Raw genomic sequence first — 25,913 nt, forward strand, 5'->3', positions numbered from 1 at the left:
CCGGACCGGGTGAGCGGCGCCGCTGCGGTCCGAGCCTGATGCCTCGTCATGTCTGACTGACTGACCGATCGGCGGTGGGACCTCGTCCGGCCGCCGCTGCCTTCCCGGCGCCGGACGTCGTGGCGGGCCTCGGGCCTGGCCCCGGGCCCTGCGGTGACGGGGACGGGCGGAGGCCGTGCATCGCTGCCGCCGGCGAGGTGAAGCGACGTACGCCTCGGGGCGTCCGGTCCGGCGTCCCCTCTTCAGGTCTTCAGGCCGGCCCCTCCGGGGCGATCTCGCCGATGAGGTGCTCCACGAGGATCCTGATCTCGTCGCGGACGGTGCGGACGGCGTCGAGGCTCTGTCCGGCGGGATCGTCCAGCGTCCAGTCGAGGTAGCGCTTGCCGGGGAGGACGGGGCAGGTGTCGCCGCAGCCCATGGTGACGCAGACGTCGGACTCGCGGACGGCGTCCACGGTGAGGATCTTCGGGGTTTCGGCGGAGATGTCGACGCCGACCTCGGCCATCGCCGCGACGGCCGCCGGGTTGACGGCGGCGCCCGGGGCGGACCCGGCCGAGCGGACCTCGACGCGGTCTCCGGCGAGATGGCTCAGCCAGGCGGCGGCCATCTGGGAGCGGCCGGCGTTGTGGACGCAGACGAACAGGACGGACGGCTTGCCGGAGGTCTCGGGCATGGCGGGAGTTCTCTCGTCTCGCGGTGACATCAGCTCCTGCTGGTATCAGCAGAAGCTGATGTGACAGTATCAGCGGATGCTGACTTCAGTCGATCCTGAGGTGATCCGGGCGCTGGGCGACCCGCTCCGCCTGAAGATCGTGACCCTGCTCGCCCGCGAGACGCTCTGCACGACGCACCTGGTCGAGGAGACCGGAGCCAAGCAGACCAACCTCTCCAACCATCTGAAGGTCCTGCGGGACGCCGGGCTGGTGGACACCGAACCCTGCGGACGCTTCACCTACTACAAGCTGCGCCCCGAGGTCCTGGCCGGTCTGTCCGAGCGGTTCGCCGCGCTCGCCGAGTCCGCCCGTACCACCGCCGGGAACAGGCGGGCCTGTCCGTGACCGAGGCCGAACCCGTCACGAAGTCCCCCTCCGCCGACCCGGCCGCGGGCGGCGGCACGTCGATCGTCGCCGGGCTCTCCACCCTGGACCGCTTTCTCGCGGTCTGGATCCTGCTCGCCATGGCCGCCGGCCTCGGGGTGGGGCGGCTGGTCCCCGGGCTGAACGACGCGCTGGCGAGGATCGAGGTCGGCGGAATCTCGCTGCCGATCGCGCTCGGCCTGCTGGTGATGATGTATCCGGTGCTGGCGAAGGTCCGTTACGACCGGCTGGACGCGGTCACCGGCGACCGCCGGCTGATGGTCTCCTCGCTGGCGGTCAACTGGATCGTCGGCCCGGCGGTGATGTTCGCGCTGGCGTGGATCTTCCTCCCCGACCTGCCCGAGTACCGGACCGGGCTGATCATCGTCGGCCTCGCGCGCTGTATCGCCATGGTCATCATCTGGAACGACCTGGCCTGCGGCGACCGCGAGGCCGCCGCCGTCCTCGTCGCCCTGAACTCGGTGTTCCAGGTGATCGCCTTCGGACTGCTGGGCTGGTTCTATCTCGACCTGCTGCCCGGCTGGCTCGGCCTCGGCGACGGCGAACGGCTCGACATCTCGATGGGGGAGATCGCGCTCAATGTCGTCGTCTTCCTCGGCGTCCCGCTCCTCGCCGGATTCCTGACCCGCAGGGTCGGCGAGAGGAGGATGGGCCGGGAGGCGTACGAGTCGCGCTTCCTGCCGAGGATCGGCCCGTGGGCGCTGTACGGGCTGCTGTTCACGATCGTGATCCTGTTCGCGCTCCAGGGGAGGACGATCACCTCCCAGCCGTGGGACGTCGTCCGGATCGCGCTGCCGCTGCTGGTCTACTTCGCGGTCATGTTCTTCGGCGCGTTCGCCCTCGGCAAGGCGCTGGGGATGGCGTACGACCGCACCACGACACTGGCGTTCACGGCGGCGGGCAACAACTTCGAGCTGGCCATCGCGGTCGCCATCGCCACCTTCGGCGTCACCTCGGGCCAGGCCCTCTCCGGCGTGGTCGGGCCGCTCATCGAAGTCCCGGTCCTGATCGGCCTGGTCTACGTCGCGCTCGCCCTGCGGCGGAGGTTCCCCGGCGCCTGACGCCCGGAACCGCCCGTTCCCGGCCCGCCGCGCCCTTCGCGGCGGGCCGGGAACGGCAGCGGGTCTCGGGCGATGGGTCCCGGGTCGCGCCGACGCCTGCTCGCGTCGATCCAGTGGGCCGGGCGCTGAACGGATCCCGCTGTACGAGGACTTCGCGTCCCCGCGGCTCCCCGCGTCAGGCGGCGGGGCCCGACGCGCTGACGAGCATCGTGCCCATGGCGGCGAGTACGGACGGCTCGACGCGGTAGTAGACCCAGGTGCCGCGCCGCTCGGAGGTCAGCAGCCCGGCTTCCTTGAGCTTCTTCAGGTGGTGGGAGACGGTGGGCTGGGAGACGCCCACGTCGGAGATGTCGCACACGCACGCCTCGCCGCCCTCGTGGGAGGCCACGGAGGAGAAGAGCCGGAGCCGGACCGGATCGCCGAGCGCCTTGAACATCCGGGCGGCGATCTCGGCCTCGCCCGCCGTCATGGGGCGGTCGGCCAGTGGCGGGCAGCACGGCGTGACGCCGTCCTGCTCGGCGGTCTCGATCGGGGGCGGCGCCTTCGCGTTCGACATACATCTATGTTGACACATGTCGAATCAGGGGGCGAGGGGCGCGTCGGGGCAGGGGTCCGCCCGGTCGGCGCCGTCGGGCTCGCGGGTCGATCGGCCGGGCGGGCGGCCCGGCCGTGAGGGCGGTGCGCCGGGGTGCTTCGGGGGCGTGCTTCGGGGTTTTGATTAGACAGATGTCTATGTTGACGCTTGTCGAATCAGGTGTCATGCTGGCCGTACAGGTTATCGATGGATGTCGAAACAAGCAGGGAGTCGTCGTGTCAGCGCTGTCCACCGCCGCACTGCCCGTCATCGTGATCGGGGCCGGTCCCGCCGGACTGGCCGCCGCCGCCCACCTCACCGCCCGGGGCGTCGCCCCGCTCGTCCTCGAAGCCGGTCCGGCCGCCGGCGCGGCGGTCCGCGCGTGGTCGCACGTCCGGCTGTTCTCCACCTGGGGCGAGATCGTCGACCCCGCGGCCGAGAAGCTCCTCGCCCCGACCGGCTGGACCGCCCCCGATCCGGCCGTGTGTCCGACCGGCGGCGACTGGGTGGAGCGGTATCTTCAGCCGCTGGCCGACGCCCTCGGCGAGAGAGTTCGCTACGGAGCGCGCGTCACCGGGGTCTCCCGGGCCGGGCGGGATCGGATCGTGGACGCCGAGCGCGAGGCCCAGCCCTTCGTCGTGCACGTCGAGCACGCGGACGGCCGGGAGGAGCGGCTGTCCGCCCGCGCGGTGATCGACGCCTCCGGCACCTGGTCCGCCCCGTCCCCGGCGGGCGGCAGCGGCCTGCCCGCGCTCGGCGAGAAGAGCGCCGCGGACCGTGTCGCCCACCGCGTCCCGGACCTGACCGACCCGGCCGTCCGCGCCCGGTACGCGGGGAAGCGCACCGCCGTCATAGGCTCCGGGGCCTCCGCGTTCACCGCGCTGGCCGCCCTCCGCGACCTCGCCGGGGCCGAGGACGGCGGCGGGACGAAGGCGGTGTGGATCCTGCGCCGGGGGATCTCCGGCTCGACCTTCGGCGGCGGCGCGGCCGACCAGCTCCCCGCCCGGGGCGCGCTCGGTCTGGCGGCGAAGGCCGCCGTCGAGGAGGGGCACGCGGACGCGGTCACCGGCTTCCGCACCGAGGCGATCGAGCGGGACGGCGACCGGCTCGTTCTCGTGGCCGAGGGCGGCCGTCGTCTCGACCCGGTGGACGAGGTCATCGTCCTCACCGGCTTCCGTCCCGATCTGTCCTTCCTCTCCGAGATCCGTCTCGGCCTGGACGAGCGCCTCCAGGCCCCGGTCGCCCTCGCGCCGCTGATCGACCCCAACCAGCACTCCTGCGGCACTGTCTATCCGCACGGCCACCGTGAACTGGCCCACCCGGAGAAGGACTTCTACCTGGTCGGCATGAAGTCCTACGGCCGTGCCCCCACCTTCCTCGCCATGACCGGATACGAGCAGGTCCGCTCGGTCGCCGCCGCTCTCGCGGGCGATCTCGCCTCGGCCGGCCGGGTCGAGCTGACCCTCCCCGAGACCGGCGTCTGCGGCGGCTCCGGTCTCTTCGACGCGCCCGACCCCGCCGCCCAGGAGGAGGGCGACGGCGGCTGCTGCGGAACTCCCGAACCGCGGCCCGTCCCTCTCGTCCCGGCGGCCGCGGCGCCGGCCGCGAGCTGTGGCACCACGGCCGACGGCTGCGGATCCTGACCTCTCGCCAGAGGGTTCGCGCTGTCCGCGCGGCCGCGCGGAGCCGCCGCCCGATCGGCGCCCTGGCTCGCGCCGGTGCGGGCCCTCGCATCCTCGACCAGCGGTCCTCCCGCGGATGCGGATATCACCGGGCCGGGGAACCTCCGGCGGCGCGAAGAGCGTAAGGGAGGGCAGGAACGGCACGCATCGGCCCCGGGGGACGCAATGACGGAAACGAACAGCGGACGCGATCCGTTCGCATGGTACTTAGGCGGATTCGCCTGTCTGGTCGGTCTGGCGGGGGCCCTGAGCGCGGGGTTGGGGGTCGCCGGGTGGATTCACCTCGGGTCGGAGCGGACCCTGCGGGGCGGGTACACGATCGGGGACGGCCCGGGGTCGGAGTACTACAGTCCGGCCTTCGCGATCGGCTTCGTCTGGCTGATCGGCCTGTTCGCCGTCGTGATCGCCAAACTGGGGGAGGGGAAGCACGTACCGCGCGCGGTGCTGTTCCCGGCGCTGGTCACCACCGCCCTGGGGCTGGTCGCCGGCGCGGTCCATCTCATGACCCTGGGGCAGGAGGCCCGGCATATATGGGGAGCGTCCTGTCTGGCGGCCGTCGGACTGCTGCTGCCGGTACTGCTCCGGCGGCGGGATCGCTCGGTCCAGCGGCGGCTGCGGGAGCGCCGTGCCAGGGCCGCGCAGCGGGCTGAGCAGCAGCGCCGCCGCCGGGAGCGGAGAGAGCGGGGCAGGCCGAGGTGACCCGGCGCGGCCCCGCTCCTCGTCCTGCGGCGGTGTGGTGAGGGCCCGCTCTCGGTGGCGGCGGGGGACGGATCGGTCGACCACTCCCGTCTCCCCTCCGCCTCCCGCACGGCCGCCGGAGGCGACGCGGTGCGGGCCCGCCCGGCGGCCGTGGCGCGGGGCCGACCCGCCCCGTCACGGGGATGCAGGCCGATCACCGGGGATCCCCCGCAGGCCGACCCTGACGGGTGGGGCGCCGAAGCCCTCGGCGGGGGATCAGTCGGCCGGGACCGCGACCAGGAGATCGCCGACCGTGCCGCCCGCGTTGGGGTGGTAGTACTCACGGATGGACGCGTCCCAGGCGCTGGAGGCGACGCTGTCCTCCTCGTCGGGACCGAGGGCTTCGAAGAGCGCTTGGACATTGGCCGGGGCGAAGCCGATCGCGAGCATCAGCGCGACGAACTCCGCACGCCCCACCCGGCCGTCGCCCCGCAGATCGCCGACGGTGGACAGGGCGGCGGCGAACTCCGCCGCGGCTCCGTCGAACCGTTCGGGCGCCAGGACGCAGGCCACGTACTCCTCGAAGTCGACCCTGCCGTCGCCGTCCGTGTCCAACTCGGTGACCAGCGTGTCCCAGTACCGCCGGAACGCCGCGGTCATCGCCGTCCGCGCCGCCGGCTCCGCACCCGGGACGGCCTCCCGTACACGGTCCGCCATCAGCTCGAAGTCATCAGCCTCCAAAACCCCGTTGCCGTTGGCGTCGAAGAGGGTGAAGACGAGTCGGACCCGGTTGAGCGCTTCCGTCCGCATCGGTGTGCCGCCTTTCGTGGAGCCGCACGCCAGGGAGTGGCGTGCCGTGGAGCCGCGTTTCCCCCACTGTCGCCCCCTGGTCGGCGCCTTCTCGCCGCCTGCTCTCCAATCCACCGAATCGGGTGAACGCGCGGCGTGCGGCGCCGGACGGCGCGCCGGCGGGCGCGTCGCCGTTCCGTGCGAAGGAGGACCGGCCCGCGACCGCTACGCCTTGTCCCCGCGCGCGCCGGTCAGGATGGCGTCCAGGAGGCCGGGGTAGCGGCTGTCGAGGTCGGCCCGCCGCAGAGTGAGCAGATTCTCCCGGCCGGAGGGCTGCTGGAGGATGACGCCGCTCTCCCGCAGCACCCGCCAGTGGTGGGTCATCGTCGATTTCGCGGTGATGTCCAGGAGTCCGAGAACGCTGCCGCAGTTGTGCTCGCCGCCGGCGTCGAGGACCTGGACGACCGAGAGCCGTACGGGATTTCCGAGCGCCGACAGAACGTCCTCGATCCGAATCTGCCCGGGGTCCGGATGGCGATACGTCATGTTCCCACCGTACCGCGACAGTCGGACGGTCCGGCCGGAGCGCCCGAGCGCCCCGGCGGCGGGAGCCGGGGCCGTACCGACGGCGCGGAAACACGGTTGCCACTTGCCGAACGTACGACCGTACGTGAATATACGTACAGTCAATCGGCGGGTTCCACAGAGAGGGCGCCTTCGTATGTCCGTATCCACATCCAGGCCGCGGCTCGGCCGGACGCTGACGCTTTTAGCCCTGGCGCAGCTGATGTACGCGCTGGATCTCAACATCGTGTTCGTCGCGCTTCCCGAGATCGGATCCGAGCTGGGCTTCCCCGGCCAGACCCAGCAGTTGGTGGTGAGCGCCTACGTCGTCTTCGCCGGGGGATTCCTGCTGCTGGGCGGCCGGGCGGCGGATCTGCTCGGCCGCCGCCGGATCTTTGTGACCGCGCTCGGCCTGTACGCCGTCTCCTCCCTCGCGGGCGGACTCGCCGACAGCCCCGGCCTGATCGTCGCGGCCCGGGCCGTGCAGGGAATCGGCGGCGCGCTGCTGCTCCCCGCGACCCTCGCCCTGATCAACACCCTCTTCGAGGAGGGCCCCCGGCGGAACCGGGCGCTGGCGGTCTGGGGCGGCGCGGGCGCCAGCGGACTGACCCTCGGCGCGCTGCTCGGCGGCGTGCTCACCGAGAGCTTCGGCTGGCCCGCGGTCTTCTACGTCAACGTCCCCCTCGCCGCGATCGTCGCGCTGGCCGCGCTGTTCGTCATCCCGCGCGACCCCGCCCCCGGTGAGCGCCGCGCGTTCGATCTGCCGGGCGCGCTCAGCGTCACCGCCGGTTCCACCCTGCTGGTCTTCGCGCTGGTCCAGGGCCCCGAACTGGGCTGGGGCAGCACACCCGTACTCGGTGCGTTCGGACTGGCCGCGGCGGCGCTGGGCGTCTTCGCGGCGGTCGAGTCGCGCAGCGCGGACCCGCTGCTGCCGCCGCGGCTGTTCCGCAACCGGAATCTCACCGCCGGAGTGGCCATCACCTTTCTCTACATGGCGACCTTCGGCGTGCTGCCCTACTTCCTCACCGTCCTGATGCAGAGCGTGCACGGCTACAGCGCCCTGGACACGGGGCTCGCCTTCCTCGTCCCCTCCCTCGCCATCGCCGCCGGCACCCAGCTCGGCGCGCGGGCCGTGGGCCGATACGGAGGCCGCTCCACCCTGCTGGCCGGTTTCGCGATCGGCGCGGTCGGCACGGCGGTGCTGGCCGTCGGCTTCGACGAGAACGCCGGATACGGTCTGCTGCTGCCGGGGCTCATCGTCTCCGGCATCGGGCAGGGCATCGTCTGGACCGCCATGTGGATCACCACCGCCACCGGGACGGCCTCCGGCGAACAGGGTGTGGCCAGCGGGGCCGCCTCCACCGGTCTGAACATCGGCAACGCCATCGGACTGGCGGTGTTCACCGCCGTCGCCGACCGCGGAACCGACGGCAGGACCGGCGAGGCCCTGCGCGCCGCCACCGCCGACGGGGAGTTCCTGGTCGTCCTGCTGACCGCCGCCGCGATGGTCGGCGGTCTGCTCATCGCTCTGACCCTGCGACGCCACGGCCCGGCCGCGCCGGCCGCCCCGGCACGGGAGGAGGGGGAGCGCGCCCCGGCCCTCCGGCGGCGGTGAGCGGCCCGGAGCCGCGCGGACCGCCTGACCGACCGGCCCGGCCCGTCGCCCGGCGGAGGGCCGGGCCGGGCCGGCCGGCGGCGGCGGCCGGTCGGGGCGACCGGCGGGCGACCGGTCACGGCGGCCGGACGGGCCGGTCGGTCAGGCGGCCGGTCACGGCAGGTGCCGCAGGGCCTCGCCGAGCGCCGCCACTCCCTCCTCGATGGCGGCGGGCGTGCTCGCGGCGTAACCCAGCACCAGCCCCGGCCGATGCGGACGCTGGGCGTGCCACGACAGCGGCTGCGTCTTCACATCGCGAGCGAGCGCCGCGGCGGCGAGATCGGTGTCGGCGAACCCGGCCTCGAAGGTGATCGTGAGATGCAGGCCCGCCGCGGTGCCGTGCACGGTCGCGCCGGGCAGATGGACGCCGATCGCCTTGATCATCGCGTCCCGGCGGCGGCGGTGGTGCCTGCGCAGCAGCCGCAACTGGCGTTCCATCTCGCCCGATTCCATGAACTGGGCCAGAGCGAGCTGCGGCAGGGCCGCGTTGCCGAGGTCCGCGAAGCGTTTGGCGTCCACGAGGGCGTCGCGGTACTTCGGCGGGGCGAGAATCCATCCGATGCGCAGCGCGGGGGCGAGGAGCTTGGACACGCTTCCGGCGTAGCAGACGTTCTCGGTCAGCACGGAGCGCAGGGCGGGCACCGGAGTCCGGTCGTAGCGGTGCTCGGCGTCGTAGTCGTCCTCGACGATCAGCCCGCCGCTCTCGCGGGCCCAGCGCATCAGCTCGGCGCGCCGGCCGCCGCGCAGCACGACGCCGGTCGGGAACTGGTGCGCGGGTGTGAGCAGGACGGCAGCCGCGCCCGAGGCGCGGAGTTCGTCGACGCGCACCCCTTCGGAGTCGACCGCGACGGGCGGGGTGTCCAGCCCGCAGGCGTGCAGGTGCTGACGGGCGCCGAGCGAGCCGGGGTCCTCCACGGCCATCGCGGTGACGCCGTCGCCGCGCAGCACCCGCCCGAGCAGACTGAGCGTCTGGGCCGTGCCCGCGACGATCAGCACATCGCCGGGATCGGCCCTGATGCCGCGATTGCGGGCGATCCAGTTCGCCACCGCCAGCCGGAGCGCCGGGGTGCCGCGCGGATCTCCGTAGCCGAGGTCGGACGCCGCGAGGCGGGCGAGGACGCGGCGTTCGGCGCGCAGCCACGCCGCTCGTGGGAACGAGGCGAGGTCGGGAAGCCCCGGGGAGAGGTCGATCCGGGACCGGATCGTCCGCATCGAGTCGAAGACGTCCGCGCCGGGCGCGGCGGCGAACGGTGACCGCCGCGCGGACGGATCGGCGAAGGCGGGCGGCCGGGACGCCGCCGGCGCCTGCGCCGGGGCGCCGACGGCGATCGTCCCGTTGCGCCCCCGCCCGCTGAGGTGCCCGTCCTCGATCAGACGCTGGTACGCCTCGGTGACCACGCCGCGGGACACGCCCAGTTCGGCGGCGAGGATCCGGGTGGCGGGCAGCCGGCTCCCCACCGGCAGCCGGCCGTCCGCGAGCGCGCGCCGGATCCGCCCGGCCAGCCAGTCGGACTTCCCGCCCGCCGGCGCCTCGCCGATGGCCAGATGCAGAAAGTCGGACCCCGCCGCTTTGGACCGGTCGAAGGCGCTCTCATTGGATCTGTTCACCGGACCATACTGACAACAGAGTGGACCCATGGACACAGCGACGACATCTTCCGCCCTCACACCGACGGCCGAGTACATTCACGGATACTCATCGCGTGAGGGCCGCCGACTGGGCGATCAGGCCGACACACTGGCCCAGTTGCTGCACGCGGGCACCGCCTATCCCGCCGGGAGCCGGGTGCTGGAGGCCGGCTGCGGCGTCGGCGCCCAGACCGTCCACCTCCTCAGGTCCAGTCCCGGGGCACGCCTGGTCGCGGTCGACCGCTCCGAGGACTCCCTCGCGCGGGCCCGCGTCCGGGTCGCGGCCCACGAGCCGGAGGTGCGCATGGAGTGGCTGCGCGCCGACGTCCTCGATCTGCCCTTCGCGGACGCGGAGTTCGACCATGTCTTCGTCTGCTTCGTCCTGGAGCATCTCGCGGACCCCGGGCGCGCGCTCGCCGAGCTGCGGCGCGTGCTGCGGCCCGGGGGCACCGTCACCGTGATCGAGGGAGACCACGGCTCGGCGTTCTTCCACCCCGCCGGGGAGTACGCCCGCGCGGCGATCGGGTGCCAGGTCCGCCTTCAGGCGGCGGCCGGCGGGAACGCGCTGCTCGGGCGGCAGCTGCAGCCGCTGCTGGCCGACGCGGGATACGACGATGTCGTGGTCCGGCCGCGGACGGTCTACGCCGACCGGACCCGGCCCGCGCTGGTCGAGGGGTTCACCCGCAACACCTTCATCGCCATGGTCGAGTCCGTCCGGGAGGACGCGCTGGCCGCCGGTCTCACCACTGAGGCGGACTGGGACCGGGGGATCGCCGAGCTGCGTCGCGCCGCGGACGGCGGGACCTTCCACTACACGTTCTTCAGAGCCGTCGCCGTCAACCCGCCGGCCGGCGGTCTCGCGGCGCGCCTCGGCCCGTCCGAAGCGTCCCGCTGAGCAGAGATCCCACGAGGAGCCGTCATCATCGGACTCACCGCCCTCATCCTCTGGGGCGTCGTCATCGTCTGCGCGCTGGAGCGCAACCACCGCCGCCAGAACCACCCACGGCCCGTGAACGCCGGCGGTACGGGCGTCCGCGACCGGGACGCCGAGCGCGTACGGGCGGAACTGCGCGCCGCCGCCGACCGGGACCCCGAGCGCGTGCGCGCGGAACCGCGCGCCGCCGGCCGGATCGATGCGCTCCCGTCCCCGCAGACCCGGCGGGCGGCGGGGAGCCCGCGCCCCGGGGACGCCCCTCGGCACGCCGATGCCCATGCCCAGGCCATCGACCACCTCGACCGCCCCGGCCCACTCCGGCGCCCGGCCGCGGCCGCTTCGTACGACGGCCGGCCCGGCTCGGCGAGCCGGCCGCCGCGGAGGCGCGGCCCGGAGCACCGTCCCTGAGACGCCTTCGCGACCCGGCGCCGCCCGGGGCGGCGTCCGCCGACATCGGCGGGCGGCCGCCCGGGTGCTCCGGCCGCGCGCCGGTTCACGCGACGAGAAGCCGGAGGCCGAGTTCCGCCGCGTCGAGGGCGACGATCTCGCGATTGCGTTCGGCCCACCGGCCCGAAAAGAGGTCGTCGCGGAGCCCGTCCACCGCCCGCCGCTCGGCCTCCGGACCGACTCTGGTCCACACCGACACCGCGCGGCGCACCCGCTCGTCCAGATACGCCTCGGGCCGTCGCCAGTAGGCCTCCAGGAAGCCGTCGGCGCAGTCCCACGGGATGAGCACCGGCTCCATCCGGGCCCCGATCGCGCCGGCCGGCCGGTCCACCGACGGCCGGCCCGCGACCAGGCCGGCGACCTCCGGCAGATAGTCGCGGGTGAGCCAGAACCGCTGACGCCGGCCGATGTCACTGTCGTCGTGCGTGAACACGACCACTCGGCGGGCCACCCGCCGCATCTCGTGCAACCCGGCGACCGGGTCCCGCCAGTGATGAACGGTGCTGAAGGCCATCGCCGCGTCGAAGGACCCGTCCGCGAACGGAAGGCTCTCCGCGTCGGCCGCCACACACGGCGCCGCCCCGGCGGGACGCTGAGCGCGCATGACCGCCGACGGCTCCACCGCGGTCACCTCGCGGTCGGGCGGCTCGTAGGAGCCGGTGCCGGCCCCGACGTTCAGCACCGTGCTGGCGTCCCCGAGCGCGTCCCAGACCCTCGCGGCGATCCTCGGCTCGGTACGCCGCGTCGCCGGGTAGGCGGACCCGATGGCCTCGTACAACCGGGCTCCGAACACGTGGAGCCGCTCCTCCGGCGTCGTCCTGATTCCCCTCGCCCGCGCCTCCAGTTCTTGGTCGATGGCCGTCACCGTGGCGGCGGCGCGATCGCGCTGGTCCAGCAGCAGCCCGCGCAGCCGGCGCAGACGCGCGACCGCGTCGGCGGCGGGGTCGTCGACGAGATCCGCGATCTCGCGCAGTCCGAAGCCCAGCCGCCGGTAGCCGAGCACTTCCCGCAGCCGCTCCACATCGTCCGCCGCGTAGGCCCGGTACCCGGCGGCGGTCCGCGCGGACGGCCGTACGAGTCCGATCTCGTCGTAGTGGTGCAGCGTGCGGACGCTCACGTCGGCCGGCTCGGCCACCCGTCCCACAGTCAGGTTCTCTTCCACACCACCGACCATGCGGCATGACGTCACGTGAGGGTCAAGCGACGGGGGTGCGTGATCCCGGGTGGCCGCCTGCCCTCTGATGCGGACCGGTCCCGCTCGGGCACATCGTCCACCGCCCCGGTGACGGCGCACCGCTCGAAACCGTCAGCGTCTCGACCCACGGGCAGCGGGCGGGGACACCGCCACTGCCGCACCGGGGCTGTGTCACCGTCCTCACCACCGAGCGATGGAAGGTCTCGGTCACCCTCTGAGAGTCCCTGACGCGGCCTGCCCCCGCCGCCGGCGGCCGCTCGACCGCCGCCGGCGCGAGGCGCGGGAACCGAACCGGGCCACGACCGGGGCGCGGCGTCAGCGCCGGGTCCCGGTCCGGGGCAGCGGCGGGACCTCGGCGTGCTGGACGCGGTATCCGCCCTCGGTCGCCGGGGCGAAGGGAGCGGGCGCCTGGCAGGTGCCCGTACCGCCGACCTCGCCGTGGCCGTCCGTCCCGCCGTCCACATTGACGACGCCCCAGCTGAAGCCGAGCCGCGACGGCGCTCCGTCCTCGCCCTGCTGGAAGCTGACGCCCACCCGCTTGCCGACCCGTTCGACGTTCGTCTTCCGGATGACCGCCGTGACCGTGGCCGTCTTCCCGCCCGTCGACAGGCAGTCCACCTCCGCGACCGCCCACCCGGTCTTGCCCGACTCGGGGATGTAGTGGCTGTAGCGGAGCGTGCCCCGGGCGTCCGTCGGCATCCCGGTGGGCAGACCGGGCAGCGGATTGCTGTACGGCGCGGCCTTGGCGTCCACCTCGAAGCGGATGGTGTCCTTCGGCCGGAGCGTGAAGTGGATCCGCGCCGAGCCCCTCACCTGCGCCACGGGGGCCTTGCGGGGCGCGTCATGGGCCGAGGCGGCGGGCGCGGCGGCCCCGGACCCGGGGCCGTCGGCCGCCGTGGAGGCGCTCACCGTACCGGCGATGAGCGCGGCGGCGGCGCCGACGACGGCGAGCGTACGGCCGGTGGTGGTGGTGAGGTTGCTGAGCATGAGGACTCCCGCTGGTGGAGGGGGTGTTCGCCGGTTGACGCGAGAAGCTTCGCCCGGGGCGGGGGCCCCGGCCCATCCGCCGATCGGCGGAAAGCCGCGCCCGGCGGCCCCCGGCGACTGTGCCGTTCGGCAGAGACCGACGGTCTCGTAGGCTGATCACCGCCGACGGGGACGGGGGAGAACGATGACGGGTGCCGACGCGCCCTGGAACGCGCTGGTCGCACTGCCGGCGCTCGTCGCCGCGGGCGCCGTCTGCTGGGCCTCGGCCCGGCTGTGGGCGGCCCGGCGCGCCGGGGGAGCGACGACCGGCGGGGGCGTACGGGAACGACTGGCCGCCGTGACCGCGGGGTGCGCGCTGCTCTCCGTCGTCTCGACCTTCGCCCTCCCGCCGGGTACGGGCTCGGGCGCGGAGAACACCGCCCGCTCCCTCTGGAGCCTCGCCGAGGCCGGGCTGCTGCTGACGCTGATCGTCGGCGTCGTCCGCGTCGCGCCACGACGACAGCTGCGGTACGCCGTGCCGCTCGCCGCGTTCGCGGTGTCCGTGTGGCCGGTGCCGTCCCTGACCGACGGGTCGTTGGCGGAGGTCGTGAGCGTGATGGTGTTCTGGCTGGTTCCGGTCGGCGGGGCCGTGGCGGTGGGCGGCTATCCCCGCAGGGCGGCGGCGCGGCGGCGGGAAGCGGTCGACACGGCGCGCCGGGAGCAGCGGCTGCGGCTCTCCCGCGATCTGCACGACTTCGTGGCGCACGACATCAGCGGGATCGTGGTGCAGGCGCAGGCCGCGCGGTTCGTCGCGGAGTCGGCCCCCGAACAGGCGCTGCTCGCCCTGGAGCGCATCGAGCGCGCGGGACTGAACGCGCTGGCCTCGATGGACCGTACGGTCGCGATGCTCCACGGCGACGGGCCCGGCGGGGTCGCCGCACCCCGCCGCCGGGGCCGGACGGGCTGCCGGAGCTGGTGGCCGGATTCGGTACGGCAGGCGGCCCCGGCGCGGCGGACGCGGTGCTGGAGGCGGACGGGGACGCGGTGGCCGATCTGACGCGGGAGGCGGGGGCGGCGGCGTACCGGATCGTGGCGGAGGCGCTGACGAACGTCCGCCGGCACGCGCCGGACGCGACCCGGGCAGTGGTACGCGTCCGTCGCGCGGAGGAGGGCGACGGGATCGAGGTCTCCGTCACCGACGACGGAGCGGGCGGCGCCGAACCGGCGCGCTTCCGTCTCCCGCGCCGGGCCCGGGGGGCGGGCGGCCTCGGGCTCCCCGCCCTCACCGAACACGTCACGGCCCTCGGCGGCACGCTCACGGCGGGTCCCGTACGGGGGCCGGCCCCGGGATGGCGGCTGCGCGCCGTGCTCCCCGACGCCTCCTCGCCTCCTCGCCGAGGAGTCCCGTCCCCTGCCCGCGCCTTCGCCCCGACCTCGTCCACGAAGGGTTCGCCATGACGACCAGCGCCTGTGAACGATCGGGGCCCACCCGGATCCTGCTGGCGGACGACCAGGACGACGTCCGCAGCGGGTTCCGGCTGATCCTGGGCTCGCAGCCGGACATGACGATCGTGGGCGAGGCCGCCGACGGCCTCACGGCCGTCGCCCTCGCCCGCGAACTCCGTCCCGACCTGGTCGTCGCCGACATCCGGATGCCGGGTCTCGACGGTCTGGAGGTCACCCGCCGGCTCACGGGACCCGGCGTGCCCGATCCCGTACCCGTCCTGATCGTCACCACCTTCGACCACGACGACCAGGTGCGGACGGCCCTGCGCGACGGAGCCTGCGGCTTCCTGCTCAAACGCTCGGGCCCGGGGCTGCTGATCGAGGGGGTGCGGGCGGCGATGTCCGGCGATGTGCTGATCAGCCCCCAGCTGACGGTCCGCCTCCTCCAGCCTCCCGAGCGGCCCGTCCGGCCCGCCGACGCTCCCGGCACCGCCGCCGCACGGTCCGGACCCGGCAGGGAGTCCCCGCTGACCCCGCGCGAGGCGGAGATCGCCCGCCTGGTGGCCGACGGCCTGACCAACGCGGAGATCGGCGCGGCGCTGTTCATCTCACCCGGGACGGCGAAGACCCATGTGGCGAATGTGCAGGCGAAGCTGCGCGTACGGAACCGGGTGGGCATCGCCGCCTGGCACTTCGACCGGGCCTAGACGGCGGCCGGGCTTCGTGCCGGAGCGGCGGCCGGGCTCACCCGCGAGCGCGGGCGGCCTCGACGGCGCGGCAGCCTCCCGGCCGCCGCGCCCGGCCCGTTACCGAAGGTCCTTCTCGGGGTCGACGACCTCGTCGCCGGACGGCTCAGGGGCGTCGACCTTCTTGCCGTAGTCGGTGAAGACCATTTCGCCGGGAGCCTTGCCTCCCTCGGAGACGGACTTGAGGATGTGCGGCTCGCCCTCGGTGGCGACGAACAGGGTGAGCTTCTCCCCGCCCGGCCGCTTCTTCTCCAGGGTGAGCGCGTCCTTTCCGTCCACGCTGGTGGTCTCGCCCTTCTTCATGCCCTCGCGCTCGGACTTGTCGCCGTCCATCGCGGCGAGGAAAGCCTGTTTGTCACACATTCCCTGGAGACCGATCTCGTTCGCCGGGGTCTTCACCCATTTCCCCTGGAGCTTGCCCATCGCCTTGTCCGCGTCGGGCTGCCCCTTCAGCGCGTTCTTCCAGAATGCCTCGTCGCCCCGCACATACGCGGTCTGATCGGTCTGGACGATTTCCGCCTTCGCGCCCTGGCCGGACACGGTCCCGGCACAGTTGTCCCGTTCGTCGACGCTGAAGTCGACCTTCACCGTGCTTCCGTCCCGCTGTTCGGCACTGCCCGCCATGCGTACGGATGTCGCGTCGCGCGTCGCCTGGACCGCGTCCGCCGCTATCTTGTCCGCGCTCTTCCCCTTGAACGGCTCGTCCGAGCCCGAACCGCTCTCCCCGCAGCCGGCCAGCGCGCCCGCTCCCAGACAGACCGCGACCGCAAGGGTGACAGACCTCTTCAACGACACGACGAATTCCTCCCTGTCGAAGGCCAAGCGGATGTGTGCATCTCACCTGCCCAAATGTGCTGTGCTCATCATTCGTTGACCTCCGACTACCCACGGAATCCGGGCTCATACAACTGTTTCCGGATTTCCCCGGGCGGCTCGCGCACCGGCCCCGAAGAAGAATGCGCGGTACGCCGTCCGGCCGAGCCGCACCGGATGACGTACCGCGCATTCATTGAGCCGAAGGGCTGCCCGGCGGAATCCTCGCCGAAAGGGGTCGCGCTAGCTTCTTCTTTTCGACTGGAACCAGACGGCGACAGCGATCAGAACGACGATCAGCAGTATCCACTTCATGATGTCAGCAACCCCATCCGGTGTTGTGTATCGGCCCTCGCGGAAAGAGTGGCCGGTCCGTCCGCCCGACGCGGAGCCCGCCGGGAGGCCGTCGCCCGCTCCGGCTCCGGGTTTCGCCTGGTCGTGGCGACCGACGCCCTCGGGCGGGCGCGGTGTGGGTCGTCGGTCGTCATGGGATGGCGAATGCCCCCGGGAGGCCAATTGAATCCCCTCGCGGACTGTCGGGCGCATCACGGGGTGGTGAGGTCGAGGAGGCGGCCGAGCGGCCGGTCCCGAGCGGGCGGCCACCGGCGGGACCCGGCCGACAGCCTTCCGTGCCCCCGGCCGACGCCCCGCCCGGGTGACCCGCGACCCGCGTCAGCGGCTGACCGGCCGACCGACCGATTCCGGTCGGCCGCCGGGCCGGGCCGTCCCCGCACCGAGCGCCCGCCCGGTGACACCGCGAGGACGGCCGACGCCGGTCCGGTCGGCGTCCGCCGCGCACCCGCGCCGTGGGCTCCGTACCCGTACCCGTCCCGCGTCCCCCGGCCGATCCATGGCGTACGGCTGAGCCCGGTGGCCCGGTGGCCCGGTGGCCCGGTGGCCCGGTGGCCCTGCGTCGCCCGGCGGATGCCCGAAGCCTCGTGAACAGGACGTCCGGCGCCGCCGCACGGATACGCCACGGCTCGGCCGACCCGTACGCCATCGTGCGGACCACCTGCCGGGCGCGGGGCCCGACGCCACCGAAGGCGGTCCGGTCCTCCGTACCGACCACCGACCACCGACCACCGCCCCGGCGATCCACCGCCCCGGCGATCCACCGCCCCGGCGATCCACCGCCCCGGCGATCCGCCGGCCCGACGGCCGTCGGCGCCCACGGCAGCCCGCGCCGAGCACCACCCGGCGCCCTTCACAATTGACCGATGACCTTCACCTCCCGCAGCCCTTTCGCGGCCCCCGGCGAGAAACGCCGAGGACTGTGGCGCGCGCTCGCCGAAGTGCTCGGCGGCGGACTGCTGATACTCCCCGTCCTGCTGGTCGAACCGGACCTGGGCGGTTCGCTCTCCGTGGAGGCGCAGTTCCTGCTGGGCGCGGCCGTCCTCGCGCTGCTGTCCGTCCGCCGCCGCTACCCGATCACGGCACTGCTCGGTGCGGCCGCCGTGCTGGGCCTGCTGCCGCCCGCCGGGCTGCCGGTCGCCGTGATCGCGTACACCACCGCGAAGGGGCTGGCGTCCCACCGGCACCGGACCGCGGTGCTGCCGGCCTCGGCCCTGCTGACGACGCTGGTCTGCGCGGTCTTCGCGCCGCGCTGCGGATACGGCAGCCACGCGTTCGGATTCGCCCTCGGCGGTGTGCTCGCCGCCACCACGCTGATCGTGCCCGCCCTCGTCGGCACCGCGAACGGACAGCAGAGCCGGCTGCTCAGGGCGCTCCGCGAACGCGCCGTCGCCGCCGAGGAGGTCCGCCGGCTCACGGACAGCGAGTCCCGGATCCATGAACGGTCCCGGATCGCCGCCGAGATGCACGACCTGGTGGGCCACCGCCTCAGCCTGGTCTCGCTGCACACGGGCGGTCTGGAGATGGCTCTCCAGAAGAAGTCCCCCGAACTGCGCTCCGAGGCGGCACTCGTGCGCCAGGCCGCGGGAGACGCCATGCGCGAGCTTCGCGAAGTGCTCGGTGTGCTGGGCCCGCTGGGACGGGACACCGGGACCGGCGCCCTGACCGACACCACCGGCACCCGGCCCGACATCGAGGCGCTGGCCGAGGAGTCGCGCCGGGGCGGCGTCCGTATCGCTCTCGTCTGGGACGGCCCCGACCTCAAGGACCGCCCGGCCCAGGTCCGCCGCGCGGTGCACCGCGTGGTCCGCGAGTCCCTGACCAATGTGCACCGGTACGCCGCCGGGACGGACGTCACCGTGACGGTCACGCACACCGAGGACCGCGTGGAACTGCTCGTACGCAACGGGCCGCCGCCCGTGTCCTCGGGCGCGCCGACCGGTCTGGGCACGGGACGCGGACTCGTCGGACTCAGGGAGCGGGTGTCGCTGCTCGGCGGCGCGCTGGAGGCGGGCCCGACGTTCGAGGGCGGCTTCGCGGTCACGGCCCGCCTCCCGGCGCGGCCGGATCCGGAGACCCCGCACGCCGGCCCGGCCGCCCCACCGGACGGACCGCCGTCCGAACCGGATCCCGACCGGCCGGCCGGCGGCGTCCACCGGGGAGCCGTCGGCGCGCTCACCGGGCTGCTCGGCCTCACGGGCGTGGGGGTGCTGATGATGCTCGGCCTGGTCCTCGTCAGCCAGGCGAGAACGGACCCCGAGGACTACGGCGTCCCGGAGGAGCCCCGGATCGGGATGTCCCGCCAGGAGATGGAGGACATCATGTACTGGGACTACCCCCTGGCGCGCGCGGCGGCCACCGGCCGGGAGCCGGCCCGGCCGAAGTCCGTGACGCACTGCGTCTATCCGGCGATGCCGGACGCGGACTTCATACCCCTGGGCGGGAACGCCGCGCCCAAGGAATCGGATTCCGCGGCCGAGCCCGGCGAGGACCCGGATTCGGCGGCCGAGCCCGACGAGGAGGGCCCCGGGCACATGAAGATCACCCGTTACTGTTTCCGTGACGACAAGTTGACCGCGATCGACAGCTTCACCGTGCCGGTGGTGTCGCGGACACCGCCGTGGGAGTCCCCTTGACCGAGTTTCCCGAGTCCTCCGTGCCCCGCGCGTCCGCCGAGGCCCCCGCTTCCGGCGAAGGCCCCGTCCGGGTGCTGCTCGCGGACGACGAAGAGCTGATCAGACACGCCGTCGGGCTGATACTCCGCCATGCCGACGGCATCGAGGTGGTCGGCGAGGCGGCGAACGGCGAGGACGCCGTGCGGGTCGCCGCCGAGACCCGTCCCGATGTCGCGCTGGTCGACATCCGGATGCCCGTGCTCGACGGACTCGCCACGATCGAACGCCTGCTGGCCCTCCGGCCCCGGCCGCGGGTCGTCATGCTCACCACGTTCGGCGACGACGAGAACGTGACGCACGCGCTGCGGGCCGGCGCGACGGGCTTCCTCCTCAAGGACGAGGGCCCGCAGGAGCTGATCCGCGCGGTGCGCGCCGCCGCCGTGGGCGACGCGGTCCTCTCGCCCGGCGTCACCGGCGCCGTCATCGACCGGATGCTCAGCGGCGCCTCCGGCACGCCGGCGGCCGCGAAGGCGCCGGGCGCCGGGGCCGATCAGCGGCTGGCGGCCCTCACCGGCCGGGAGCGCGACGTCCTGACGCTGCTGGCCCGGGGCCTCGCCAACATGGAGATCGGACGGCAGCTGGGCATCGGCGTCGGCACGGTGAAGACCCATGTCAGCGCCATCCTGGAGAAGACGGCCACGGACAGCCGGGTGCAGGCCGCGGTCCTGGCGTACCGGGCGGGACTGCTGTCCTGAGCCCCGGCGGCGGACCGCCGCCGACCGCCGCCTCTGCCGAACGGCAGAGGCGGCCCTGCGACCTGAGCGGTACCCGCGCCCGTCGGCCTGCCTTTCGGCAGACGCCCTCTTCACACCCTGAGGCCGACGTTCCGCGCGCACGGCGCGCCGAGGATGGAAGTCACACACACCCCTTCCCCTCACCGCTGGAGCCGCCATGTCGACGCAGGCAGCCGCGTCCGCCACCGCCCACCCGCCGTTGGTCTCCGCCGCCGGGGCCGCCGGGCTGAGCAAGGTGTACGGCCAGGGCGAGACCCGGGTCGTCGCCCTGGACTCGGTCTCGGTGGAGTTCGAACGCGCCCGGTTCACCGCCATCATGGGCCCGTCCGGCTCCGGCAAATCGACGCTGATGCACTGTGTGGCGGGCCTCGACTCCGTCACCGAGGGATCCGCGCGCATCGGAGACACCGAGCTGTCCGCCCTGAACGACCGGCAGCTCACCCGGGTCCGGCGGGAGAGCGTCGGCTTCGTCTTCCAGGCGTTCAATCTGCTGCCCACCCTGACCGCGCTGGAGAACATCACGCTCCCGATGGCCATCGCGGGCCGCAAGCCGGACCAGCAGTGGCTGGACCGAGTCGTGGCGAAGGTCGGCCTCTCCGCACGACTGGGCCACCGCCCCGCCCAGCTGTCCGGCGGACAGCAGCAGCGCGTCGCCGTGGCCCGCGCCCTCGTGTCCCGCCCGGAGATCATCTTCGCGGACGAGCCCACCGGCAATCTGGACTCCCGCGCCGGCTCCGAGATCCTCGGCTTCCTCCGCGATTCCGTACGGGAACTCGGCCAGACCGTCGTCATGGTCACCCACGACCCGGTGGCGGCCTCCTACGCGGACCGGGTGGTCTTCCTCGCCGACGGCCGGATCACGGACGAGATCCTCGACCCGACCGCCGAGCGCGTCCTCGACCGGATGAGGCGCTTCGACTCCTGACCGCTGTCGTCGCCCTCCCGCCCGCTCGGCGACGCCCGCGCTCCCGGCCCGCCGCCCCCGCCCCGAGCGCTCCCGCACTGGGAGCCCCGGGCCCGCCCGCTCCCGTGACACGAGCCCCGGGCCCCTTCGGCGGGACCCGCGCCCCACTCCGCCGTACCGGCGCTCCGGGCGTCACCGGGAGACCGACGACAGCACTCGGCCGGCCGCGGACCGACCGGCCCGCCCGGTTCTCCGCCCAGAACTCCACCACCCAGCCCAGAAGTGGGACCACCATGTTCCGTACCGCCCTGCGCAATGTCTTCGCGCACAAAGCCCGATTGAGCATGACGGCCCTCGCGGTCATGCTCGGCGTCGCCTTCGTCTCCGGCACGCTCGTCTTCGGCGACACCGTCGTCCAGGCACTGCGCGGCGCCTCCGCCAAGAACCTCCAGAACGTCGCCGTGTCCGTCCAGGCCGAGTCCGAGTGGGCGCCGGACAGCGAGGCCGGTGAAGGCCGCTCCACCGCGCTGACCGCCGAACTCGTCGACAGGATCCGCGCCGTCCCCGGGGTCGCGTCGGCGCACCCCGTCGTCAACGGCACCGCCACCCTGGCGGCCCAGGACGGCCGGCCGCTGAACGCCGACAACAGCTGGCAGAACCTCGCGACCAACTACGCGCCGGACGACGGCGCCGACGGCCGGGACAGCCGCTACCCCCTCACCGCCGGACGCGGCCCCGCCGCCGCCGGCGAGATGGCCCTGGACCGCCGTACCGCCGAGAAGGCCGGCTACGCCGTCGGCGACACCGTGCGCTTCGCGATCACGGGCCCCACCCTCACCAAGAAACTGGTCGGCACCGTCGACACCGACGATCCGCGCGTGACCGCCGGCGGGACCCTCGCGCTCTTCGACACCGCGACCGCACAGCGGCTCTACCTGGAGAAGGGCCGCTTCGACGAGCTGGCCGTCGGATCGGAGCCCGGCACCGACAACGAGAAGCTCGCCCGGGCCGTCGGCGAACTCCTCCCCGCCGAAGGCGTCGAGGCGACCAGCGGCGCCCGGCTCGCGGACGAGCAGGCGCGGCAGATCACCGAGAACACCAAGGGCCTCACCCGGATGCTCCTGGTCTTCGCCGCGATCGCCCTGTTCGTCGGCGTCTTCATCATCGCCAACACCTTCACCATGCTCATCGCCCAGCGCAGCCGCGAGACCGCGCTGCTGCGCGCCGTGGGAGCCTCCCGCCGCCAGGTGGTCCGCGCGGTCCTCATCGAGGCGGCCCTCCTCGGACTCGCCGCCTCCGCCGTCGGTTTCGCGCTCGGCCTGGCCATCGCGACGGGCCTCCGGCCCCTCCTCAACACGGGCGGCGCGGGTCTCCCGGACGGCCCGCTCGTGATCTCCACCGGCGCCTGGGCCTGGTCCCTCGTCGTCGGCGTCGGCGTCACGGTGCTCTCCGCCTGGCTCCCCGCCCGCAAGGCCGCGCGGATCGCCCCGGTCGAGGCGCTGAGCACCGTCGACCAGGCGCCCTCGAAGCCCGGCATGCTGCTCCGCAACATCCTCGGCGGCCTGCTCGCCGGCGGCGGCGTCCTCACCATGCTCCACGTCTCCACCCGGACGGACGGCGCGGCGGACCTCGGCATGATCATCGCCGCGTTCGGCTCGGTGCTCACGCTGACCGGCGTGATCGTGCTCGCGCCGCTGCTGTCCCGGCCCCTGGTCCTGCTCGTCGGCGCGGTCACCGCGCGGCTCTTCGGCGTCACCGGGAAGCTCGCCAAGGAGAACGCGCTGCGCAACCCGCGCCGCACCGCCGCCACCGCCTCGGCCCTGATGATCGGACTCGCCCTGATCACCGGCCTGAACGTGGCCGGCGGCTCCACCGAGGCCGCCCTCGAGGACGCGACGGTGCGGGGCCTGACCGCGGACTACAAGGTGTCGTACGCCGGATTCGGCGGCATCGACCCCGCCCTCGCCCCACGGGTCGCCAAGGTCCCCGGCGTCGCCGGCGCCGCGCCCCTCGCCTCCTCGTCCATGGATGTACGAGGCGAGTGGGCCGACCTGACCGGCGCCGACCCCAGGCAGCTCGGCGAAGTCTCCGACCTGGGCTTCATCAGCGGATCGCTCACCGACCTCGGCCCCGGCAAGGTCGCGCTCTCCGACGAACTGGCCGCCCGGACCGGCCTGTCGACGGGGGACGCCTTCACCGCCGCGCTGGGCTACGGCGCCGACCCGAAGAAGAAGACGCTCACCGTCGTCGCCGTCTACCGGCAGACCCGCGCCTTCGGCGACGCCATCGGCACCCTGGACGACGTCCTTCCGCACGCCGACGGCGGCAAGCTCGACAGCGTCCTGGTCACGGTCGCGTCCGGCCACCGCACGAGCGGCCTCGACCAGGAGATCCGCCAGGCCCTCGGCAACAGCCCCCTCCTCCAGGTGCGGAACCAGGAGCAGCTCACCAAGGCCGAGTCCGGCACCGTCGACGAGATGCTCAACATGATGTACGGGCTGCTCGGCATGGCCGTCGTCATCGGAGTGCTCGGCGTCGTCAACACCCTGGCCATGTCCGTCTTCGAGCGGACAAGGGAGATCGGCCTGCTGCGCGCGATCGGCCTCGACCGCCGGAGCGTCCGGAGCATGGTGACCCTGGAGTCGGTGGTGATCTCGCTCTTCGGCGCGGTCCTCGGCATCAGCACCGGAGTCTTCCTGGCCTGGACCTGCGGCAGCCTCGCCGGCTCCGCGCTCCCCGCGTACGAGACCACGCTGCCGTGGGGCCGGCTCGGTCTGTATCTGGTGCTCGGGCTCGCCGTCGGGATCCTGGCGGCGATCTGGCCGGCCCGCCGGGCCACCCGGCTGAACACGCTGCGGTCGATCAATGCCTGACCCCACGCGAGGCCCGGCCCGCTCCGTCGCTCTGAAGCCCCGCACGGCCGACCCTCGGGGGAGCGCTCACCCCGAGGGGATCCCCGGCGGCTCCCACGGGGAATCGGACGGCCGGCACGACCGGCCGGGACGGACCGTGACCACCGCGACACCGGACGCCGCGCCCGCGTCCACCGTCCGATCGCTGCTCGCCCGGGCGAGGACACCGCGCCGCCCGCGACTGCCGCTGGAACTCGCGCTCATCGCGGTCGGCTACTGGATCTACTCCATGATCCGCAACGCCGTCCCCGAGCACGCGACCGCCGCCCAGCGCCACGCCCAGTGGATCTGGGACCTGCAGAACTCACTCGGCCTCGCCTTCGAACACTCGGTGAACCACACGCTCAACGGCATCGGCTGGCTCATCGTGCCGATGAACTACTACTACGCCACCCTCCACTTCGCCGTCACCCTCGGCGTCCTCGTCTGGGTCTACCGCACCCAGCCCGGACGGTACGCGGCCGTCCGGACCGCGCTCTTCCTGACCACGGCCACCGCGCTCATCGGCTACTACTTCTTCCCGCTCGCCCCGCCCCGGCTCTTCGACGGCGCGGAGTTCGCCGACACCCTCATCGTGCACGGCACCTGGGGCTCCCTGGCCTCCGGCGAGATGGAGAAGGTGTCCAACCAGTACGCGGCCATGCCGTCCATGCACATCGGCTGGTCGGCCTGGTGCGGTCTCGTCCTCCTGCTCCTGGCCCGCCCGGCCTGGGCCAGGGCCCTCGGCGCGCTGTACCCCTTCGCCACCTTCCTCGTGATCATCGCCACCGGCAACCACTTCTGGCTCGACGCCGTCGGCGGCGTCCTGTGCCTCGCGCTCGGCTGCGCCGCCGCCCGCCGCTGGTACGGCGCTCACCCGCACCGGATGCCGGCCGTGCCGAAGCCGCCGGCCGCGCCACCGCCGTGACCTCGGCGCACCGGCCCGGTACTCCGCCGTGAGCGGGGTCGGCGGTCCCGGGCCCGTGTCCTGGGAAACCGCGCCGCCGGACCCCGGCGTCGGCCCCTGCCCCGCGCGCCGCTTCGGCGGCCGGGCAGGGGCCGCCGCCCTATCCCCGCCCGCTCTCCGGCTCCCGCTCCCGAGGCCCCTCGTCCGCCTTCCCGCGGCCGTGGGGCACCGGGCAGGCCCCGACGCCGGGGACCGGGAACGTCCCCAGATCCGCCGGACGATAGCCCCGGGGATACCCCTTGATCTCCGGATTCTGCCGCGCGAAGTGCGGCGCGCGCCTCGGCGGCAGCAGCCGGACCGCCCGGCCGCGCAGTCGCAGCGCCCCCTCGACCGCCCCGCGCACCAGCGGCGACGGCGGCGCGAAACGGAACGCCTCGCGCAACGGCTCGTCGAGCAGCGCGACACCGGCCGCCCTGACCCCAGGGGCCAGCGCCCGCGGATACCACGACGCCATCAGCCCCAGCGTGGCGTCGGCGACCGCCCGGCCGCCCTCGTCCCAGCCGAAGTGCTCGGCCTCGTACGCGTCGAGGAACTCCTCGAACCCCGCGAACGTCTCCGGGATGTCCGGGATCCCCATGCGCTGTCCCAGATGCCGGTAGTACGCGACACAGGCCCGCAGCTCGTGGCCGGTGAGCCGGCGCCATCCGTACGCGTCGATCCAGCGCTTGGGCATCACCACGAAGGTGGACAGCACATATCGCATGTCGCCGTCGCCGATGTCGTAGGCGCGGTGCATCCGATTGATCCGGCGGATGGCCGTCCGCCCCTGCTCGCTCGTGAAACCGTGCTCGACCACCGCGTCCAGCAACAGGGCGGTGTCGTCGTACCGCTTCTGGGACCGCTCGGTGAACTCGGCGGTGCGGAACAGCAGCGATCCGATGCTGGGCACGGCATAGGTGCGGAACAGCGCCAGTTCCAGGGCGCGGGTGAAGTCCCACGGGAACTCGTACGCGGCGATGAGCCGGTACATCTCGTGGAAGTCCCGTTCGGGATCCATGCGTCCGATCCGCTTGAGCCGGTCGTAGCGCCGCACCGCGCCCCCCTCTGGTCGCCGTTCCGTGATCGCCATCCTCCCATCCGCCCCGCCCCTCGCGGTCGCCCCCGGGGAGGCGGGTC

The 25,913-nt window shown here is 73.7% G+C and carries 23 protein-coding genes; 14 read left to right on the forward strand and 9 right to left on the reverse strand.

Features of this window, described 5'->3' with window-relative positions; translation table 11 throughout:
* Nucleotides 1–250: 250 nt before the first annotated feature.
* Nucleotides 251–673: an arsenate reductase ArsC gene (locus ACF089_RS05850; protein WP_392022349.1), complete on the reverse strand. Its 423-nt coding sequence runs from the start codon at nucleotides 671–673 to the stop codon at nucleotides 251–253.
* Between the two features lie 76 nt (nucleotides 674–749).
* Here ACF089_RS05850 and ACF089_RS05855 point away from each other — a divergent pair, with 76 nt between their 5' ends.
* Together ACF089_RS05855 and arsB are read left to right on the forward strand one after the other, a co-directional pair.
* Nucleotides 750–1,058 carry an ArsR/SmtB family transcription factor gene (locus tag ACF089_RS05855; protein ID WP_392022351.1) on the forward strand — a complete coding sequence of 103 codons (309 nt, stop codon included), beginning with the start codon at nucleotides 750–752 and terminating at the stop codon, nucleotides 1,056–1,058.
* Entirely contained in the window at nucleotides 1,055–2,158 is a 1,104-nt protein-coding gene (gene arsB, locus ACF089_RS05860) for an ACR3 family arsenite efflux transporter (protein WP_392022354.1), read from the forward strand. Before ACF089_RS05855 ends, arsB begins: the two co-directional genes overlap by 4 nt.
* A gap of 175 nt (nucleotides 2,159–2,333) precedes the next feature.
* Here the strand turns inward: arsB and ACF089_RS05865 are convergent, their stop codons facing one another.
* The gene (locus ACF089_RS05865; RefSeq protein ID WP_392022357.1) at nucleotides 2,334–2,714 is read right to left on the reverse strand and encodes an ArsR/SmtB family transcription factor; all 381 of its coding nucleotides are present in this window, start codon (nucleotides 2,712–2,714) and stop codon (nucleotides 2,334–2,336) included.
* Between the two features lie 254 nt (nucleotides 2,715–2,968).
* Between ACF089_RS05865 and ACF089_RS05870 the strand changes: the two genes are divergently transcribed.
* Together ACF089_RS05870 and ACF089_RS05875 are read left to right on the forward strand one after the other, a co-directional pair.
* Nucleotides 2,969–4,375, forward strand: a complete 1,407-nt coding sequence (locus tag ACF089_RS05870; protein WP_392022359.1) for an NAD(P)-binding domain-containing protein — start codon at nucleotides 2,969–2,971, stop codon at nucleotides 4,373–4,375.
* A 204-nt stretch (nucleotides 4,376–4,579) separates the two neighbouring features.
* Entirely contained in the window at nucleotides 4,580–5,113 is a 534-nt protein-coding gene (locus tag ACF089_RS05875; RefSeq protein WP_392022361.1) for a hypothetical protein, read from the forward strand.
* A gap of 255 nt (nucleotides 5,114–5,368) precedes the next feature.
* Here ACF089_RS05875 and ACF089_RS05880 read toward each other — a convergent pair whose 3' ends face one another.
* Both ACF089_RS05880 and ACF089_RS05885 read right to left on the reverse strand, forming a co-directional pair.
* On the reverse strand, nucleotides 5,369–5,902 hold the full coding sequence (locus ACF089_RS05880) for an EF-hand domain-containing protein (RefSeq protein ID WP_392022364.1): 534 nt from the start codon (nucleotides 5,900–5,902) through the stop codon (nucleotides 5,369–5,371).
* 204 nt (nucleotides 5,903–6,106) lie between these two features.
* A complete protein-coding gene (locus tag ACF089_RS05885; protein WP_392022366.1) occupies nucleotides 6,107–6,427 on the reverse strand; it encodes an ArsR/SmtB family transcription factor in 321 nt (106 codons plus the stop codon).
* A gap of 175 nt (nucleotides 6,428–6,602) precedes the next feature.
* On the opposite strand from ACF089_RS05885, the gene ACF089_RS05890 reads away from it, so the two are divergent.
* On the forward strand, nucleotides 6,603–8,060 hold the full coding sequence (locus ACF089_RS05890; protein ID WP_392022369.1) for an MFS transporter: 1,458 nt from the start codon (nucleotides 6,603–6,605) through the stop codon (nucleotides 8,058–8,060).
* Between the two features lie 153 nt (nucleotides 8,061–8,213).
* Here ACF089_RS05890 and ACF089_RS05895 read toward each other — a convergent pair whose 3' ends face one another.
* A complete protein-coding gene (locus ACF089_RS05895; RefSeq protein ID WP_392022372.1) occupies nucleotides 8,214–9,707 on the reverse strand; it encodes a PLP-dependent aminotransferase family protein in 1,494 nt (497 codons plus the stop codon).
* A gap of 28 nt (nucleotides 9,708–9,735) precedes the next feature.
* Between ACF089_RS05895 and ACF089_RS05900 the strand changes: the two genes are divergently transcribed.
* Nucleotides 9,736–10,623: a methyltransferase domain-containing protein gene (locus ACF089_RS05900; protein ID WP_392022374.1), complete on the forward strand. Its 888-nt coding sequence runs from the start codon at nucleotides 9,736–9,738 to the stop codon at nucleotides 10,621–10,623.
* A 532-nt stretch (nucleotides 10,624–11,155) separates the two neighbouring features.
* Here the strand turns inward: ACF089_RS05900 and ACF089_RS05905 are convergent.
* A complete protein-coding gene (locus tag ACF089_RS05905) occupies nucleotides 11,156–12,283 on the reverse strand; it encodes a methyltransferase domain-containing protein (protein WP_392022377.1) in 1,128 nt (375 codons plus the stop codon).
* Nucleotides 12,284–12,619: 336 nt separating this feature from the next.
* Nucleotides 12,620–13,291, reverse strand: coding sequence for a hypothetical protein (locus tag ACF089_RS05910; RefSeq protein WP_392022378.1), 672 nt, complete (start codon nucleotides 13,289–13,291; stop codon nucleotides 12,620–12,622).
* A 184-nt stretch (nucleotides 13,292–13,475) separates the two neighbouring features.
* On the opposite strand from ACF089_RS05910, the gene ACF089_RS05915 reads away from it, so the two are divergent.
* The 3 genes from ACF089_RS05915 to ACF089_RS05925 are packed head-to-tail and all read left to right on the forward strand — an operon-like array spanning nucleotide 13,476 to nucleotide 15,423.
* Nucleotides 13,476–14,327, forward strand: coding sequence for a histidine kinase dimerization/phosphoacceptor domain-containing protein (locus ACF089_RS05915; protein WP_392022380.1), 852 nt, complete (start codon nucleotides 13,476–13,478; stop codon nucleotides 14,325–14,327).
* Complete coding sequence (locus tag ACF089_RS05920; protein WP_392022381.1) at nucleotides 14,315–14,728, forward strand: ATP-binding protein; 414 nt, start codon at nucleotides 14,315–14,317, stop codon at nucleotides 14,726–14,728. The genes ACF089_RS05915 and ACF089_RS05920 overlap by 13 nt, the downstream gene beginning before the upstream one ends.
* Complete coding sequence (locus ACF089_RS05925) at nucleotides 14,725–15,423, forward strand: response regulator (protein ID WP_392022384.1); 699 nt, start codon at nucleotides 14,725–14,727, stop codon at nucleotides 15,421–15,423. Before ACF089_RS05920 ends, ACF089_RS05925 begins: the two co-directional genes overlap by 4 nt.
* A 99-nt stretch (nucleotides 15,424–15,522) precedes the next feature.
* Here ACF089_RS05925 and ACF089_RS05930 read toward each other — a convergent pair whose 3' ends face one another.
* Nucleotides 15,523–16,284, reverse strand: a complete 762-nt coding sequence (locus ACF089_RS05930; protein WP_392022386.1) for a hypothetical protein — start codon at nucleotides 16,282–16,284, stop codon at nucleotides 15,523–15,525.
* Between the two features lie 1,208 nt (nucleotides 16,285–17,492).
* Here ACF089_RS05930 and ACF089_RS05935 point away from each other — a divergent pair.
* The 5 genes from ACF089_RS05935 (at nucleotide 17,493) to ACF089_RS05955 (ending at nucleotide 24,758) form a co-directional block, all read left to right on the forward strand.
* On the forward strand, nucleotides 17,493–19,262 hold the full coding sequence (locus tag ACF089_RS05935; RefSeq protein ID WP_392022389.1) for a sensor histidine kinase: 1,770 nt from the start codon (nucleotides 17,493–17,495) through the stop codon (nucleotides 19,260–19,262).
* A gap of 20 nt (nucleotides 19,263–19,282) precedes the next feature.
* Nucleotides 19,283–19,996, forward strand: a complete 714-nt coding sequence (locus tag ACF089_RS05940) for a response regulator (protein ID WP_392023391.1) — start codon at nucleotides 19,283–19,285, stop codon at nucleotides 19,994–19,996.
* 196 nt (nucleotides 19,997–20,192) lie between these two features.
* Entirely contained in the window at nucleotides 20,193–20,960 is a 768-nt protein-coding gene (locus ACF089_RS05945) for an ABC transporter ATP-binding protein (RefSeq protein WP_392022391.1), read from the forward strand.
* Between the two features lie 272 nt (nucleotides 20,961–21,232).
* The gene (locus ACF089_RS05950; protein ID WP_392022393.1) at nucleotides 21,233–23,812 is read left to right on the forward strand and encodes an ABC transporter permease; all 2,580 of its coding nucleotides are present in this window, start codon (nucleotides 21,233–21,235) and stop codon (nucleotides 23,810–23,812) included.
* Between the two features lie 136 nt (nucleotides 23,813–23,948).
* On the forward strand, nucleotides 23,949–24,758 hold the full coding sequence (locus tag ACF089_RS05955) for a phosphatase PAP2 family protein (RefSeq protein WP_392022396.1): 810 nt from the start codon (nucleotides 23,949–23,951) through the stop codon (nucleotides 24,756–24,758).
* 139 nt (nucleotides 24,759–24,897) lie between these two features.
* Here ACF089_RS05955 and ACF089_RS05960 read toward each other — a convergent pair whose 3' ends face one another.
* Nucleotides 24,898–25,866 carry an oxygenase MpaB family protein gene (locus ACF089_RS05960; RefSeq protein WP_392022399.1) on the reverse strand — a complete coding sequence of 323 codons (969 nt, stop codon included), beginning with the start codon at nucleotides 25,864–25,866 and terminating at the stop codon, nucleotides 24,898–24,900.
* Nucleotides 25,867–25,913 lie beyond the last annotated feature (47 nt).

This window comes from Streptomyces sp. NPDC014894 (genome assembly GCF_043080985.1).
Taxonomy (GTDB): domain Bacteria; phylum Actinomycetota; class Actinomycetes; order Streptomycetales; family Streptomycetaceae; genus Streptomyces.